At 61.7% G+C, this 15,377-nt stretch carries 18 protein-coding genes; 13 read left to right on the plus strand and 5 right to left on the minus strand.

The window, feature by feature from the left end; genetic code table 11:
- Window positions 1–18 precede the first annotated feature (18 nt).
- The 3 genes from F4Z81_12735 to F4Z81_12745 are packed head-to-tail and all read left to right on the plus strand — an operon-like array spanning window position 19 to window position 1,867.
- Window positions 19–381: a DUF2089 domain-containing protein gene (locus F4Z81_12735; protein ID MXW05913.1), complete on the plus strand. Its 363-nt coding sequence runs from the start codon at window positions 19–21 to the stop codon at window positions 379–381.
- A gap of 17 nt (window positions 382–398) precedes the next feature.
- Window positions 399–1,409, plus strand: coding sequence for a hypothetical protein (locus F4Z81_12740; GenBank protein ID MXW05914.1), 1,011 nt, complete (start codon window positions 399–401; stop codon window positions 1,407–1,409).
- Window positions 1,406–1,867, plus strand: a complete 462-nt coding sequence (locus F4Z81_12745) for a hypothetical protein (protein MXW05915.1) — start codon at window positions 1,406–1,408, stop codon at window positions 1,865–1,867. Before F4Z81_12740 ends, F4Z81_12745 begins: the two co-directional genes overlap by 4 nt.
- 72 nt (window positions 1,868–1,939) lie before the next feature.
- Here F4Z81_12745 and F4Z81_12750 read toward each other — a convergent pair whose 3' ends face one another.
- The gene (locus F4Z81_12750) at window positions 1,940–2,122 is read right to left on the minus strand and encodes a hypothetical protein (GenBank protein MXW05916.1); all 183 of its coding nucleotides are present in this window, start codon (window positions 2,120–2,122) and stop codon (window positions 1,940–1,942) included.
- A gap of 275 nt (window positions 2,123–2,397) precedes the next feature.
- Between F4Z81_12750 and F4Z81_12755 the strand changes: the two genes are divergently transcribed.
- Window positions 2,398–2,634 (plus strand): AbrB/MazE/SpoVT family DNA-binding domain-containing protein, encoded by a 237-nt coding sequence (locus tag F4Z81_12755; protein MXW05917.1) that lies wholly within the window; start codon window positions 2,398–2,400, stop codon window positions 2,632–2,634.
- Window positions 2,631–3,032: a type II toxin-antitoxin system VapC family toxin gene (locus F4Z81_12760; GenBank protein MXW05918.1), complete on the plus strand. Its 402-nt coding sequence runs from the start codon at window positions 2,631–2,633 to the stop codon at window positions 3,030–3,032. Before F4Z81_12755 ends, F4Z81_12760 begins: the two co-directional genes overlap by 4 nt.
- A 28-nt stretch (window positions 3,033–3,060) precedes the next feature.
- On the opposite strand, the gene xth is transcribed toward F4Z81_12760, so the two are convergent.
- Window positions 3,061–3,837, minus strand: coding sequence for an exodeoxyribonuclease III (gene xth, locus F4Z81_12765; protein MXW05919.1), 777 nt, complete (start codon window positions 3,835–3,837; stop codon window positions 3,061–3,063).
- Window positions 3,838–3,842: 5 nt separating this feature from the next.
- Window positions 3,843–6,038: a hypothetical protein gene (locus F4Z81_12770; GenBank protein ID MXW05920.1), complete on the minus strand. Its 2,196-nt coding sequence runs from the start codon at window positions 6,036–6,038 to the stop codon at window positions 3,843–3,845.
- Window positions 6,039–6,370: 332 nt separating this feature from the next.
- On the opposite strand from F4Z81_12770, the gene F4Z81_12775 reads away from it, so the two are divergent.
- From F4Z81_12775 to F4Z81_12810, 8 genes are all read left to right on the plus strand, one after another.
- A complete protein-coding gene (locus tag F4Z81_12775; GenBank protein MXW05921.1) occupies window positions 6,371–8,230 on the plus strand; it encodes an MBL fold metallo-hydrolase in 1,860 nt (619 codons plus the stop codon).
- A 142-nt stretch (window positions 8,231–8,372) separates the two neighbouring features.
- Window positions 8,373–9,455, plus strand: a complete 1,083-nt coding sequence (locus F4Z81_12780; GenBank protein MXW05922.1) for a DUF2961 domain-containing protein — start codon at window positions 8,373–8,375, stop codon at window positions 9,453–9,455.
- Between the two features lie 38 nt (window positions 9,456–9,493).
- Complete coding sequence (locus F4Z81_12785) at window positions 9,494–10,573, plus strand: DUF2961 domain-containing protein (protein MXW05923.1); 1,080 nt, start codon at window positions 9,494–9,496, stop codon at window positions 10,571–10,573.
- 29 nt (window positions 10,574–10,602) lie between these two features.
- Window positions 10,603–11,457: a phytanoyl-CoA dioxygenase family protein gene (locus F4Z81_12790; protein ID MXW05924.1), complete on the plus strand. Its 855-nt coding sequence runs from the start codon at window positions 10,603–10,605 to the stop codon at window positions 11,455–11,457.
- 89 nt (window positions 11,458–11,546) lie between these two features.
- Complete coding sequence (locus F4Z81_12795; protein ID MXW05925.1) at window positions 11,547–11,990, plus strand: DUF393 domain-containing protein; 444 nt, start codon at window positions 11,547–11,549, stop codon at window positions 11,988–11,990.
- A 67-nt stretch (window positions 11,991–12,057) separates the two neighbouring features.
- The gene (locus F4Z81_12800) at window positions 12,058–12,951 is read left to right on the plus strand and encodes an alpha/beta hydrolase (GenBank protein ID MXW05926.1); all 894 of its coding nucleotides are present in this window, start codon (window positions 12,058–12,060) and stop codon (window positions 12,949–12,951) included.
- A gap of 85 nt (window positions 12,952–13,036) precedes the next feature.
- Window positions 13,037–13,423, plus strand: a complete 387-nt coding sequence (locus tag F4Z81_12805) for a nuclear transport factor 2 family protein (GenBank protein MXW05927.1) — start codon at window positions 13,037–13,039, stop codon at window positions 13,421–13,423.
- Window positions 13,424–13,550: 127 nt separating this feature from the next.
- Window positions 13,551–13,754 carry a hypothetical protein gene (locus F4Z81_12810; protein ID MXW05928.1) on the plus strand — a complete coding sequence of 68 codons (204 nt, stop codon included), beginning with the start codon at window positions 13,551–13,553 and terminating at the stop codon, window positions 13,752–13,754.
- 42 nt (window positions 13,755–13,796) lie between these two features.
- Here the strand turns inward: F4Z81_12810 and F4Z81_12815 are convergent, their stop codons facing one another.
- Together F4Z81_12815 and hisC are read right to left on the minus strand one after the other, a co-directional pair.
- The gene (locus tag F4Z81_12815) at window positions 13,797–14,249 is read right to left on the minus strand and encodes a GNAT family N-acetyltransferase (GenBank protein ID MXW05929.1); all 453 of its coding nucleotides are present in this window, start codon (window positions 14,247–14,249) and stop codon (window positions 13,797–13,799) included.
- A gap of 29 nt (window positions 14,250–14,278) precedes the next feature.
- Complete coding sequence (gene hisC, locus F4Z81_12820; protein ID MXW05930.1) at window positions 14,279–15,370, minus strand: histidinol-phosphate transaminase; 1,092 nt, start codon at window positions 15,368–15,370, stop codon at window positions 14,279–14,281.
- Window positions 15,371–15,377 lie beyond the last annotated feature (7 nt).

Below are 15,377 nucleotides of genomic sequence, written 5' to 3' on the forward strand. Positions count from 1 at the left end.
ACGAAACGTGGACCTCCTATGACCAGCGACACCGATTTGAATAACGACTCTGTTCAGATACCGAACCCGCGTTTACCCGCCCATTGCCCGGGCTGTGCCTCGGCCCTGAAGGTCACCCGCCTGGACTGCACCGAGTGCGATACGGCCGTGATCGGCGGCTTTCGCCTGCCGCCGCTGGCCCGGCTTGCCCCGGAGGATCAGGCCTTCGTGCTCTGCTTCCTCCAGACCGGCGGCAATCTCAAGGACATGGCCGAACACTACGGCGTCTCCTACCCCACGCTGCGGAACCGCCTCGATGACCTGGTCGAGCATCTGGATTCGTTGGGGGCGGCGGATCGGCCAGAGGAAGAACTCGGCGAAGCAAGTAGCTTCTCGCAATAGATAGAAGGACGCCAGTCTTGGACGCTTCCCACACCCTCGATTCCCACACACGCGAGTCTTCCGTCCGGCGCACGTGGCTGTTCAATCCCTTCCACTACCTGGCCGGCGGTCCGGCGCTGGCCTGGGGACTGGCATGCATCATCTTGACCGCCTGGCTCGGTGGCGCATTCGATTACCGTTACACGGGCACGCTTTCCTTCCAGCTTTCGACACCGACGCCAATCTGGCTCGCCATAGCGCAGGGCCTTATGGCGTGGATCGTACCCAGCGCCCTGCTCTACCTTACCGGGCGCGGTCTCAGCCGTAGCCGCGTACGCCTCATCGACGTCTTCGGCACCCAGGCCCTGGCCCGTGCGCCTGGACTGCTCGTGGCCCTGATCGTGATTTCGCCGCCCTTTCGCGACCTCACGACCTCTCTGATTGCCCAGGGCGCCTCGCACTTCTCGGTCGCACAGCTTGCTGGCCTCACTGCGATGGGTACGGTGATGGTGTTGCTGCTGGTCTGGATCGTGCTTCTGATGTACCGAGGCTTTGCCGTGTCGTGCAATGTCGCCGGTGGCTGGGCGATCGGTGCATTCATCGCCGCCATCGCCGTGGGCGAGGTGGCCACCGGTGCGACGGGACAGCTCCTGCAGGGCACCATCGCCCCTCAGCCCGTGGCCAGCGTACCCGTCCAGTCCGATCAGCACCATCGGGCCGCGCAGCTGGCCACACGGATCCTCGAGGGCCACGAACAGGGCCGCTTTGAAGCCCTGAGTACGGAGGAGGCCGCCGAGTACTTTCGCGTGGGCTTTACCGCGGAGGTACAGCGCCAGAACCACCAGACCATCCGGTTTTTGTTCGGCGCCTTCGAGGGCCTGGACTACATCGAAACCCGATACATGGACAGCCAGCCGCACCTGCTGATCCACCGCTTCAAAGGCCGGTACGGGAATGCGTCCCGGCCACCCGAAGTGCGCGTCGTCCTCGACCGGGACGGCAGGCTGGCGGGTCTATGGATCAAACCCTGGCAGGATGAAATGCTATGAGCAACTATCGCCACACCCAGTTCGGCACGGTCAACGTCGTCATCATTATCGCCATCCTGCCGCTGGTCATTCTGCCCGCGTGGATGGCCGGAGCGGCACCCCTCGTGTGGATGATATTGGTTTTCCTGCTCGGTGTCCTGGCGCTGTTCCACAACCTGACCGTCACGATCGATGGCCAGGACCTGCGCATCAGTTTCGGCATCGGCCTGATCCGGAAGCGGTTCGCCCTGGATCAGATCGAGTCCTGCCAACCGGTCAGGAACTCCTGGCTTTATGGTTGGGGGATCCGGCTTACGCCGCGGGGCTGGCTATACAACGTGTCGGGACTGGAGGCGGTGGAACTGAAGATGAAGAACGGCAAGACCTGCCGCATCGGGACGGACGAGCCCAGGGTCCTGGCCGCTGCGCTTGAGGGGGCGCTGGAAAGGTTGGACAACTCGAGTAATGCGTCGGAGTGAGATGTTGAACGGGCTACCCTGAGTCTCAAGAAAATGCAGAACGCGGCTCCCGTGCGTCGCTGGCCTGGACGGTCATGCGGAAGGAAGCGGGTTTTTCCATGCGTACCAGACTTTATCCTGATATCCGTTCTTCAGTCTGATCTCGACCTCAATACCAAGCACCTCAATCTCTTCGTCGGTCAACAGATCCAGTATTTTGCTTTTCAGTATCTCGGCCTTTCGTGGGTCAATCAGCCGACCTTTCTCGTCTACCATAGGAATACTCCTTCAACCCCGCCAATGTTGGAATATGATGGTTATTAGCCCGCCGATGATCGCAGTTCCCAGTCCATAGACTACCCTCCGCAGGAATTGAAACTCGGCATCAAACTCCGACATCCTCTTGAATGGACATCCACACCGAAAGATCGGCGGCGCGATACACGCTTAAACTCGAATCCTCTATAGTAAATGGTCATAGGGAAAACGGATAATCTCGTGTTTTATCTTGCTGATAGTCTGTTAGCCGATCTACAACACTGGAGCGTAACGTGCCTAAAGTCAACGCCAGGCGACGGATCACGCTTCCGGCGGATCAGTGCCGTTTAGTCGGCATCAAGCCAGGCGACGAGTGTCTGAGCTTCGTGGCCGACGGACGAATTACCATAGTCCGCCAAGAGCCCGGAAGCGCCTGGGGATGCCTGATGCATCTCGTAGGCGATCCGACGGTTTCAGATGAGGAATCGCGTCAGGACGCGATAGAAGGAAAGCAGGACCAGACACCTTGATCGCCATCGACACCAATGTCCTGCTGCGCTATCTTCTGAGAGATGAGGAGGGTCAAGCTGCACGTGCGCGTCGCGTGATTGAAGGCGGCGAGCGCGTGCTCATTACGGACGTTGTACTGGCGGAAACGGTGTGGACGTTAGCCGACCGCCGGTATCGCGCGACCCGGGCCGACCTGATCGATCTGGTCAATAACCTGCTGCAAGACGCAAATCTGTGCTTTGAGGATGACGAGGTGGTCTGGAGCGCCCTGCAGGCCTATCGCAGGACGGAGGCGGACTTCGCCGATTCCCTGATCGTGTGCAAGGCAGAAAAGCTGGCTGTCGCGGGCGACGAGTTGAGCGCTGTTTACACCTTCGATGACGTCGCTTTGCAATTGCCCGGTACTGCAAAGCCTTAGTACATTTCCGATTCCCTACCGATACCCCTCACCCCACCCCCACTTCAATCCCGATCGGACAGTGGTCCGACCCCATGACGTCCGGCATGATCCACGCGTTGGAGACTGAGGGCATCAGATCCTCGGTTACGTAGAAGTAATCGATGCGCCAGCCCACGTTCCGCTTTCTCGCTCCGGACATAAGGTGCCACCAGGTGTAGTTGTCCGGCCCTTCGTCGAATTGCCGGAATGTATCTACATAGCCCATATCAACGATCTTGTCGATCCACTCGCGTTCCATGGGAAGGAACCCGGAGATCTTCTCGTTGTCCTTGGGGCGGGCGAGGTCGATCGCTTTGTGGGCCGTGTTCACGTCGCCGCATATGACGAGTTTTTTACCATCCGCACGGAGCGATTCCCAGTGGGCCAGGATGGCTGCGTAAAAGTCCATTTTGTACTGAAGCCGTTGGGCGTTCTGCTTGCCATTCGGGAAGTACACGTTGAACAGGGTGAAATCGGGGTATTCCAGCACCAGGGTCCGGCCTTCCGAATCGAACCGCTCTTCGCCGAACCCCTTCTCGACGCTGATGGGTTCGTGGCGCGTGTAGACACCAACGCCGCTGTATCCTTTTTTCTCCGCTTCCGACCAGTAGCTCGTGTATCCTTCGACATCCGTGATCTTGGCGTCCAGTTGCGATTCCTGGGACTTGGTTTCCTGGATGCACAGGATGTCCGGCGCCTCCCCCTGGAACCACTCGATGAAGCCCTTCTTCGTCACCGCCCTTACCCCGTTCACGTTCCAGCTCAACAGATTCCATGAAGACATGAAGATCACCTTTCCTGGTTGATACTGTTATTGGTCACAAACTCCACATCCGCGACATCCGTCCGCTCGATCCGGTCGCCTCTCGCACGATGGCTTCGGATGGGAAAATCGTCCGCTTTTAGGTACTCGCGGGTTTCCTCCTCGGCCTTCGCGTCCAGAACTTTCATTACGATCTCCGGGTCGGCGTCCGCCGTGAAATCCAGCAACTCCGAATCCCCCGGCACGAGTTCGTAGAGCTGGTTGATCCGGCAGCGGTCCATGGTGCAGCGCTTGATGCAGGCGAAGCCTTCTAGATCGCGGTAGGCGACCGTGAACACGCGGCCCGGTTCCTCCATGGCGCAGTACAGGATATCGAGATCGACGTACATTTTGTCAAGGGTATTGTGGACGCCCGCGACGCCGCCGGAGCGCACGATCACGACCCGGTCGTAGAGGGAGACGTTGAAGAGTGGCCGGCCGCTCTCGATGGTGTAGCCCATGTACCCGGATTCGGTGTCGTAACGGAGCACCAGGTCGCGGGCTGCGGCGTCGCGTTCCTGCACCGGCGTGAAGGGCTTGACCTCCGAACGGCGAGGATGCTCATCGCGGTAGGTGCGGATGAGCTGCTCCAGGAAAGCGATGGCGAAATCCGTCAGGTGATAAAGATTATGTAGCACCGTCCTGAGCTGGCCTTCGATCTCCCGCATCTCGGATTCGGCCCGGTCGATACCGTACCGGGTGATGCGATAGATCGGTATGTCGAGGAGCCGGTCCAGGTCCTCCTTCGTCAGGTTGTCGGCCGTAATGATGTCTTCCACGGCGGCCATGCGCCGCGTCGCGGTCAGCTCGTGCCGGATCGCCGCCAGCAGCGACCGCACCAGGCGTCGATGCGGCTCCGGTCCGTGGCCGACCGCGTCCAGGTTCCGGGCGATCATCTCGCGGCTCGGTCCGTAGTGCTCGAAATCCAGGCTGCGGTAGACGGTCGTCAGCAGGCTGCGGGCCGCGTCGCGGATCTCCGGCGGCGCCTCGTTGAGTTCGATCATACCCCGGTCCACGGCGCGGGCCGTGGTCGAAACCGGGCTATACTTCGCGATAGCCTCGCGCACGGCGGCGTATACACCCTCGATGTGGTCGACATCCTCGATATCCTTGTATATACGGTTTTCGATGAAGACCTGCTCGAGTCTCCGGGCGCGGAGCTGGGCGCGCAGATCCCGCTCCTCGATCTTCAGTTCCGCTTCGAGGATCTCCCTCAGCCGGGTCGTGCTGTGGCGGATCATGTCCGTCACGGTCATCACGCGGGGATGGCCGTCGCTAATGACCAGCAGGTTGGCGGCGAGGGCGACCTCGCAGGACGTGAAGGCGTAGAGGCCCTGCAGGATGTCGTTGATGTCCGCGGTTTCCGCGCCGGGTTTCGTCCGGATCTCGATCTCCACGCCGTCGGTGGTATAGTCGGTCAGTCCGGACACCGCGATGCGCTTCGAGCGGGACGCCTCCTCTATGGATTTCATCAGGCTTTCCGTCGTCTCGCCGAAGGGCAGCGCGCGGACCATGACCACGCCATCGTCCCTGGGCTCAAGCCGCGCACGGGTATACACGCGCCCGTTTCCGTCCTCGTATTCGCTCACGTCCATGAGCCCGCCGGTGGGGAAGTCGGGGTACAGGTGGAAGGGCTCGCCCTTGAGGCAGGACACCTGGGCTTCCATGACCTCGATGGGGTTGTGGGGCAGGATGCGGGTGGACATGCCCACGGCGATGCCTTCGGCGCCGAGGATGAGCGCCACCGGTACCTTGGCCGGGAAGACCACGGGTTCGCGGGCGCGCCCGTCGTAGGAGTCCACGTACTCGGTGATTTCCGGGCTGAGCAGCACTTCCCGGGCGAGGGGCGTGAGCCGGCATTCGATGTAGCGCGCGGCCGAGGCCTGGCCGCCCGTGAGCACCGAGCCGAAATTGCCCTGCTTGTCGATGAACAGGTCCTTGTTGGCGAGCGAGACCAGGGCGCCGAAGATGGACTGGTCCCCGTGGGGATGAAACCGCATGGTCTGGCCGACGACGTTGGCCACCTTGTGGTACTTGCCGTCGTCGATCTCGAAGAGGGTATGCAGGATGCGGCGCTGAACGGGCTTCAGGCCGTCGTCGATCTCCGGAATCGCCCGGTTCTTGACGACGTAGGTGGCGTATTCGAGGAAGTAGCGGTCGTATAGGGTTTCGACGTCGGCCAAGATCGGACCCCGGCAGTGGCAGGAACACGTATCGGTTTCCGTACGAATGCGACCCGGAATCTGTACCGGCGCGCATCAGATTCCGGGGGAATAAAGCAATCGCTGCATTGAACTTATACGTTTCAGGAACGGATTACAATACATTTGTACCGGTGTCATGCGGTAAGGGTTGCCCGCGGATGCCTTCGCGTGCATAATGGACGAGGTTGTGCGTGGTGTTCCCGCCACCAAACCCTGGGACCTGTCAAACCGTTCAGAATCCCGTCGAACCGGCCAGCCACCGGCCGACGACCGGAACGAACGACCGAGACCAACCAAGGAGCGATATTCCCATGCCTTCCCATTGGGAACGAATTGAAGAAGGAATCTACCGATTTCAGGACAGCTGCATCGTCTATGCCGTCGAAGGACCGGAGGGGGTCGTGCTGGTCAACGCCGGCACCGGCGAGGCTGTGGACCACCTCGACGAAATCGCGGGCGGCAGGCCGGTGACGGTCCTCCTCACTCACCACTTCCGCGACCACACGGACGGCGCCATAAGGTTGCGCGAGAAGGGGGTCCGGATACTCGGACCATACTGGGACCAGGAGTATCTCGTCGACCCGGAACAGCACTTCCGCGAACGTCAGCACTGGAACTCCTACGACAACCGCTGGGACCGCTTCTCGCCCGTCCGGCCCGTGCCGGTCGACGGCTGGATGATGGATTACGAGACGCGGGACATCGCGGGGCTGTCGTGGGAGGTCGTGCCCACGCCCGGCATGACCAACGGCGCGAGCAGCTACGTCGTGACCATCGGCGGCAGGCGCATCGGGTTCGTCGGCGAGGTGATCTGCGGGACCGGGAAGACGACCCGCCTGGCGCCCCTTCAGTACAACTACAACGACTACACCGGCGCGTGGAACCTGTACCACGCCGTCAACCGCCTGCTCGCTAACGGGGCGGGCCGTCTGCTCCCGAGCCTGGGGGACCCGGTGGACGACCCGGCCGGCGCCATCGCGGCTTTCAAGGCGAACCTGAAGCGCCTCGAGGAGATCCAGCCCGGCGTCGCCGAACCGATGGAGGATACGGACGAGGACGATATCGAAGAGGTTCTGCCCCACCTGTACCGCTCGAAGTACGCCGGGGCGGAGACCCATTTCGTGATCAGCGACACGGGCAAGGTCATGTCCATCGACTACGGCTACAACGTGAGGACCGGGTTCCAGCCCGGCAAGTCGCACGTGTCCAACCGAAGGCCGATCCTCCACGGGATCAGCGGGCTCCGAAAGCGCTTCGGGATCGACCGGATCGACGCGACGCTCGTCTCCCATTTCCACGACGACCACGTCAACGGCATCCCCATGCTCCAGCGACTGTACGGGACGGAGGTCCTGGCGGGCGTGCAGTTCAGCGACCTCCTCGAGCACCCGGTGAAATACGACCGGCCCTGTCTCTGGCACGAGCCGATCCGGGTGGGCCGGCACATCCCCAACGGGACGACCGTCCACTGGGAGAACATCCCCATCACGCTCTATCCCATGTCGGGTCACACCCGCTTCGCCACCTTGATCTGCATGGAGATCGACGGGACCCGCGTAGCCCATACGGGCGACCAGGCCTTCTTCAACACGGGGGGCGGCGTGGGCTACGAGGCCGGCGCGCGCATGTTCACCAACCACGTCTACAAGAACGGGCTCGACCTGGGGTGCTACAATCGGTTCCTGGAAGATCTGAAACGCTTCGAGCCCGAACTGGTGATCACGGGGCATACCCGTCCCTACCGCACGTCCCCCGAATGGTACGCCGAGATCGGCCGAGCCGCGGAGGCCTTCGACGACGTGCACACCACGCTCATGCTGCTGGAGGACGACGATGCCCACTTCGGCGCCGAGTCCCAGGGCGGCAAGCTGGTGCCGTACCGGGCCCACGCGCCCGAGGGCGGACCGATCGAGTTCAGCGGATGGGTGCTCAATCCCTTTCCCACGGAGCAGCCGGCCCGCATCCGGCTGGTGGGTCCCGAAGGCTGGCAGAGCGAGACGGCGACCCTGTCCCTGGGTCCGCGGGAACAGAAGGAGATCCGCCTGGTGCTGCACCTTCCGGAGGGCACGCAATGCCGGCGGCAGCCCGTGGCGCTGAACCTGACCGTGGGCGGGCGGCCCTTCGGGCAGGTGACCGAGGCCCTGGTGACGGTGGGGATGCCGAAGTGGTAGGTCCTGCGTGCCGGATCGAAGCGCGGCGATGTGGTGAAGCTGCCGAGGAGGTCGTGTATAAAGTTCAGTTATTTCAATAAATTATAGCTGATATTCACGGAAGTTACAACTGGTATCGTCAACAACCCGAAAGGAAGAATCCATGATCGGTCAGACCAGCCTGGCGTCGCTGCCCTCGCTGCGTGCTTACGACAGCCGCCGGATTTCCAGCTGGAATACCTCCGGAGAAAACGCCGATTTCTGGCGCATCGAAGCCGGCGAGAATCGCGTCATCGGCGAGATCAATGGCCCGGGATGCATCAAGCACCTGTGGATGACGCTCGGGCTCCCGACCGAGGACTACTGTCGCCGCATCGTGCTGCGCATGTACTGGGACGGCAGCGCGCAGCCGAGCGTGGAGTGTCCTATCGGCGATTTCTTCGGGCTGGGTCACGGCATGCGCAAGGATTTCATCACCGCCCCGCTGCAGATGAGCCCGCAGGACGGCAAGGGGTTCAATGCCTGGTGGCCCATGCCCTTCAGGGACAAGGCCGTGGTCGAAGTGGAGAACCAGGGGACCGAGGGATACAACCACTATTTCTACATCGATTACGAGACGTATCCGACGGTTGAAGCGGTGGCGGACCAGGCGTATTTTCACACGCAGTGGCGGCGGGAAGCCAACACCCGGGGATGGGCCTACGAGGAAGGACTCAAGCCGGAAACCTACCGGAACGACCCGCGCTGGTCGAATTTGAGCGAGCGGGAAAACTACGTCATCTGCGACGTCGAAGGTGACGGCGTCTACTGCGGTGCCCACCTGGACATCGACTGCTTCCAGCGGAACCCGAACGACTGGTACGGCGAGGGAGACGACATGATGTTCATCGACGGCGAGGCGTGGCCGCCGTCGCTGCACGGGACCGGCACGGAGGACTGGTACCATTGCGCCTACTGCCCGACCGACGAGTACAACGCGCCTTATCACGGCATCATTCTCTACAGCGGCAACGAAGAATGGCGGTGGAAGGGCAAGAACACGGTCTACCGCTACCATATCGAGGATCCGATCCGGTTTCGGAAAAGTTTCCATATTTCCATTGAGCACGGTCACGCGAACAAGTTGAGCAACGACTATTCGAGCACGGCGTATTACTACCTGTCCGAGCCGCGGCGGAGCGGACCGGCCTTGTTGCCAGTCGAGGAACGCCTGCCCCGTCCGGACGAACCGAACTACGGAGAGTGACGGACGGACCACGTCCACACATCTGCAAGGTAGGATCCATGATCGGTCAGACCAGTCTGGCGTCGCTGCCCACGCTGCGCACGTACAGGAGCCACCGGATTTCGAGCTGGGACACCACGGGCGCCAACACCGACGCCTGGCGGATCGAGGCCGGTGAGAAACGGGTCATCGGACAGATCGACGGTCCGGGGTGCATCAAGCACATCTGGATGACGCTCGGGATCCCGTCGGAGGACTACTGCCGCCGCATCGTGCTGCGCATGTACTGGGACGGTTGCACGGAGCCGAGCGTGGAATGTCCCATCGGCGATTTCTTCGGCCTGGGTCACGGCATGCGCAAGGATTTCATCACCGCCCCGCTGCAGATGAGCCCCCAGGACGGCAAGGGATTCAACGCGTGGTGGCCCATGCCCTTCAGGGAAAAGGCCGTGCTGGAAGTGGAAAACCAGGGCGACGAAGGCTACTTCCATTACTTCTACATCGACTGCGAGGCCTATCCCACCGTTGACGCGGTGGCGGATCAGGCGTATTTTCACGTACAGTGGCGCCGGGAGGCTGATACGAAGGGCTGGGCCTTCGAGGAAGGGCTCAAACCCGACGAATACCGGAACGACCCGCGCTGGCTGAACACGAGCGACCGGGACAACTACGTCATCTGCGAGGTCGAGGGCAACGGCATCTACTGCGGCGCCCACCTGGACATCGACTGCTTTCAGCGGAACCCGAACGACTGGTACGGCGAAGGCGACGACATGATGTTCATCGATGGCGAGGCGTGGCCGCCGTCGCTGCACGGCACGGGCACCGAAGACTGGTATCACGGCGCATACGGCCCGACGACGGAGTTCCAGGCGCCGTACCACGGGATCATTCTCTACAGCGGCAACCCGGACTGGAGATTCAAGGGCAAGAACACCGTATACCGGTATCACGTCGAAGATCCGATCCGGTTTCGGAAAAGTTTCCGCATGTCCATAGAGCACGGCCATGCGAACAAATTGAGCAACGACTACGCCAGCACGGCCTACTATTACCTCTCCGAGCCTCGGCGCGGCGGACCGGTCCTGCTGCCGGTCGAAGATCGCCTGCCGCGGCCGAACGAGGAACGGTACGGCTGAGAACGGGCAGTCCCTTCACGGAGGTCCAAATGTTATCCCAGGAACAGGTTGAGTTCTACCACGAGAACGGTTACATGACCGTCGACAAAGTGCTATCGGATGCGGAAGTCGCGGACCTGCAGCATGTGACGGACGAATTCGTGCAAAAAGCGGCCGCCTTTACCGATCACACGGATTTTTACGATCTCGAGCCGGGTCACTCGGCGCACGATCCGCAGGTGCGCCGCCTCAAAAGCCCGATCGATCACCACGACGTGTACATGCGCACCATCAAACACGACAACATCCTGGACATCGTCGCGCAGCTGATCGGCGACGACATCCGGACCAACGGCAACAAGCTGAACATGAAGTCCGCCGACTACGGCAGCCCGGTGGAATGGCACCAGGACTGGTCCTTTTATCCCCACACCAACGACGATATCCTGGCCGTGGGCGTCTGCATCGATGAGATGACCGAAGCCAACGGCGCCCTGCTGGTGATACCGGGCTCCCACAAAGGCCCGACTTACAATCACCACCAGGACGGACGGTTCTGCGGCGCGGTGAACGATCCCGACTTCACCCCGGATAACGTCGTGGCGCTCGAAGTGCCCGCGGGCGGGATATCGATCCATCACGTCCGGACGCTGCATGGTTCGGCGCCGAACTATTCAGGCGCACCACGGCGCTTGCTCTTGTTCCAGATGGCTGCCGCCGACGCCTGGCCGCTCACGGGAGCGGGCGACTGGGACGTTTTCAACGGCAACCTCCTCCGGGGCGAACCGACCAACATGCCGCGCATGGCCGACCTGCCCGTACGCATGCCCCTGCCCGGCCCGGAACGAGGCGGCTCGATCTACGAGACCCAGTCGGTCCTCGAGAACAAGACCTGGGCCCGGTAACCAACCCCGTACGGTAACGGAATCGGCCCGGTGAAGGACACTTGGCGGTGAACGACTCGGCCCACAGTGAAGCGGAACACAGGCATCCGATCCTGTTTTTCGATGGCGTGTGCGGTCTCTGCAACCGGTTCGTCGACTTCATGCTGCGGTCGGATAGCCAGCACCGCTTCCGGTATGCGCCATTGCAGGGCGAAACCGCGCGACGTCTGCTGGGGGTGGACGGCGATGCCAGCGGCCGCGGGCCCGGAAGCAACGAAGCCGGCGTCCACCAGGTCAGCGGGCGCGAGGCGGACGACCCCCGATCCTTTATATTCCTCGATAAAGACAGGCATTTCGACCAGTCCAACGCGGTTTTGCACGCCCTGATACGATTGGGTGGCGCATGGCGCCTGACTGCCGTGCTGTATGTTTTTCCACGTCCCCTGCGCGATTTCATTTATCGCATCGTCGCGCGCAACCGGTACCGCTGGTTCGGCAGGCGTGAAGCATGCAGGCTGCCCACGCCCGAAGAACGCGATCGGTTTCTGCCGTGACGGGCGATATCGGTTTGTGTCCTGACCATTTGGCCTGTGTCGTCCCTCTCCTCGCGATCATCCCATCATGACCGACAGGTTCACTTCAGACAACCATCCCTTCGTTACCCCCGACGTAGTCAACGCGCTACCGAGCAAGCCCGCGGATTTCCGATCGTCCTACGGTCCAATGCCTCCCCAGTTCGGCGAATTGCGCATACCGGCCGGTCAAGGTCCTTATCCGGTGGCCGTGGTCCTGCACGGCGGTTGTTGGCTGTCGATTTACGCTGATCTGCGCAACGCGGATGCGCTGGCCGACGCCCTGCGGGACGAGGGCATCGCGACCTGGAACGTGGAGTACCGGTGCGTGGACCAGGCGGGTGGCGGATGGCCGGGGACTTTTCTCGACGCGGGGAGCGCGACAGACCACCTGCACACGCTGGCAGCCGACCACGACCTCGACCTGGATCGCGTTATTTCCATCGGCCATTCGGCGGGCGGCCACCTCGCCCTCTGGACGGCAGCGCGCCACCGGCTGCCCACGGATAGCCCGCTCTGGATCGCGGACCCATTGTCGTTACGCGGCACCGTCGTGCTGGGCGGCCCGGGCGATCTGAAGCGTTTCGTTCCCCATGCGGATGCGGAGTGCCGGCAAGGCGTGGTGGCGGAACTGCTTGGAGGTGCCGGCGTATCATCCAAAGAGCTTGAGAAGCGTATGGCGGGGCGATTTCGATACGGATCGCCCGTAGAAATGCTGCCCCTGGGCCTTCCGCAGGTCATGATCAGCACGGAACACGACTGGGTGGTACCGCTGGAACTGGGTGTGGCCTACGCGGCGGCAGCCCACGCGGCCGGTGACCCTGTCGAACACGTCATCATCCCGAACGCCGGCCATCACGAGTTCATGGTACCGGGTTCCGTGACGTGGCCCGCCGTAAGCCAGGCCGTGCGTTCGCTGCTCGAAATCCGAGACGACCATTAAGTCCGGTCAACAACCAACTGCAGATCCGTTCAGTAGTTGCCTGCAAGTTCGCTACATATCCGTTTCATTATCGAAAGGCCAGGTCATGCCCAACATCACTGTTAAACCCGACTGCAAGAACGCGCCGAAGAAGGCTCTGTTGCGGGACTTCATCTCTGCCTTCGCGCACGCCGACATCGAAGGCGTCCTGTCGCCAATGAGCGACGATATCGTCTGGAACCTGGTGGGCGATAGCGTGATCGAAGGAAAAGAAAACGTCCGCGCATTGCTGGAAGCGATGAAAGGTGTCGGAACGAGCGACCTGGTCATCGAGTCCATCATCACCCATGGCCGGGAGGCGGCAGTCAACGGCGTGATCCGATCGAACTCGGGCCAGGCCCACGCCTTCTGCGATGTGGTTCAATTCACCAGTGCGGCGAGCATGAAGATAAAGACCATGACCTCCTACTCGATCGCCATAGACGATGAGTAGGCCGAAGCCGACCAGGAACGCCCCGGACGGGGTGGACGCGTACCTGTCCTCGCTTCCGGAAGCGCAAACGGAGAAGGCCTGCGGGCGCGTCTATTGGAGTTGGAGGTTGTAAAAAGGAGGACCCAAAATGACAGAACGAAGATCCCGCCCCCAGATGCCTGCATTCGTGAAGGCATTGGTCGCCATGATGTTCGGCATCCTTGCCGGCGGCGCGCTTAATTTCATGCTGGGCGAGCAAGGCGCTGATACACCTGCCTTCGCCATCTATGGTGGGGTGCTGGCGCTCGTGATCTACATCGTTCAGGCCAGGCTAAGGTCGCGCAAAAAGTAATTGCAGGGGATCATGGGCTGGGCGCCCATGGGCGAACAACAGCTACGTATCGAGTCTCAGCGTCCAGTTGTTCCACTTCCGATCCGGTAAGCCGCCCAGGGACCGGTAGAACGCCTCGGCGTCGGCGTTTCCGGCCATGACCGTCCAGATGACTTCGGACGCGTCCATGGACCGGGCATGCGCGGTCACCGACGCCATCAAAGCCTTTCCCACGCCCAAATTCCGGGCAGCCTCGGCGACAAACAGTTCCTTGAGTACGAGCTTGGGCCGCAACGTGTAGGTCCAGTGGATCGAATAGGTGACCGCCATCCCGACCAGTTCATCGTCGTGTTCGGCGACGAACGCGGTGAACAAACGCTCATCTCCGAAACCGTGCTCGAGGATGCTCTCCCGCGTCACGGCAAACTGGTCGATATAGGCTTCGTACCGCGCCAGTCCCTTCATGAGTTCGAGCAGGCAATCGGTGTCTTCCGGAATGGCTTGTCTGACGTGCATGTGGAGTCGTCCGACTTCGGGGAACGCACTCAATCTTGCGTGGCCAGCACTTCCCGCAGCGCCTCGAGAAAAGCATCATTCTCTTCCGGCAGGCCAATCGTCACGCGCATGCCCCGCTCCAGCATGGGATAGCGGCTGACGTCGCGGATGAGCACGCCCCGATCGATGAGTCCGTGGAAGATCCCGGCGACCGGCCGTTCCGCCTCGAACAAGACGAAGTTGGCGTGGGAAGGATAAGGCTTGATGCCCGGCATGCCCCGCAGGGCTTCAAATACCCGTTGCCTTTCCGACCGGATCAGCGACGCACGTTCCTCGATCAGTGCATCCTGGCCGATCAACTTCCGCGCGGCAATCAGGGAAATAACGTTCACGTTATAGGGGAGTTTGACTTTCTCGATCTCTCGTGCCACGGCAGGATCGGCGGCAAGGTAGCCCAGTCGAAGACCGGCCGCGCCGAGGGCTTTCGAGAAAGTGCGTGTGATCACCACGTTGGGATGACGGTCCAGCAACTCAATACACGACACGCCGCAGAATTCGAAATAGGCTTCGTCCACCACGACCAGGCCCGTGGTCGCTTCGGCGATTCGCACCGTATCTTCCGGTGTGATCATCGAGCCGGTCGGGTTATTCGGGGAACACAGGTCCACCAGCCGGACGTCCGGATGAGCGCTTTCTTCCACCAGCCGATCGACGTCGAAGCTCAAATCGCGCTTGAGGTGTACCGTCCTTATTTCAGCGCCCGCGATCCTGCCCATGAGGGCGTACAGGGTGAAGGTCGGCGCGGGCAGCACGACCCCATCGCCCGTCGAGACCGTAGCCTGGAAGATCGACTGGATCAGTTCGTTGGAGCCGTTTCCAATCAGGATATACTCGGGACCCAGCCCATGCCGCTTACCGATGGCCGCCTTGACCTCGCCGGGGACAAAATCCGGATAGCGGCCCCAGTTGCTTGCCAGGGCCTCGTCCACGATCTCCCGCTTGAGTTCTTCCGGCACGTCGAAGGGGCATTCGTTCTGGTTGAGCTTGACCGGGCAGTCCGGCTGGACCAGCGTGTAACCGGACATGGCGCGGACCGCCGCCTTCACCCCGGGAGCGTCGGCCTTTCGAAGCTTCTGATCCATGGTGTGG

The sequence above is a fragment of the Gemmatimonadota bacterium genome, assembly GCA_009835325.1.
Classification (GTDB): domain Bacteria; phylum JAAXHH01; class JAAXHH01; order JAAXHH01; family JAAXHH01; genus JAAXHH01.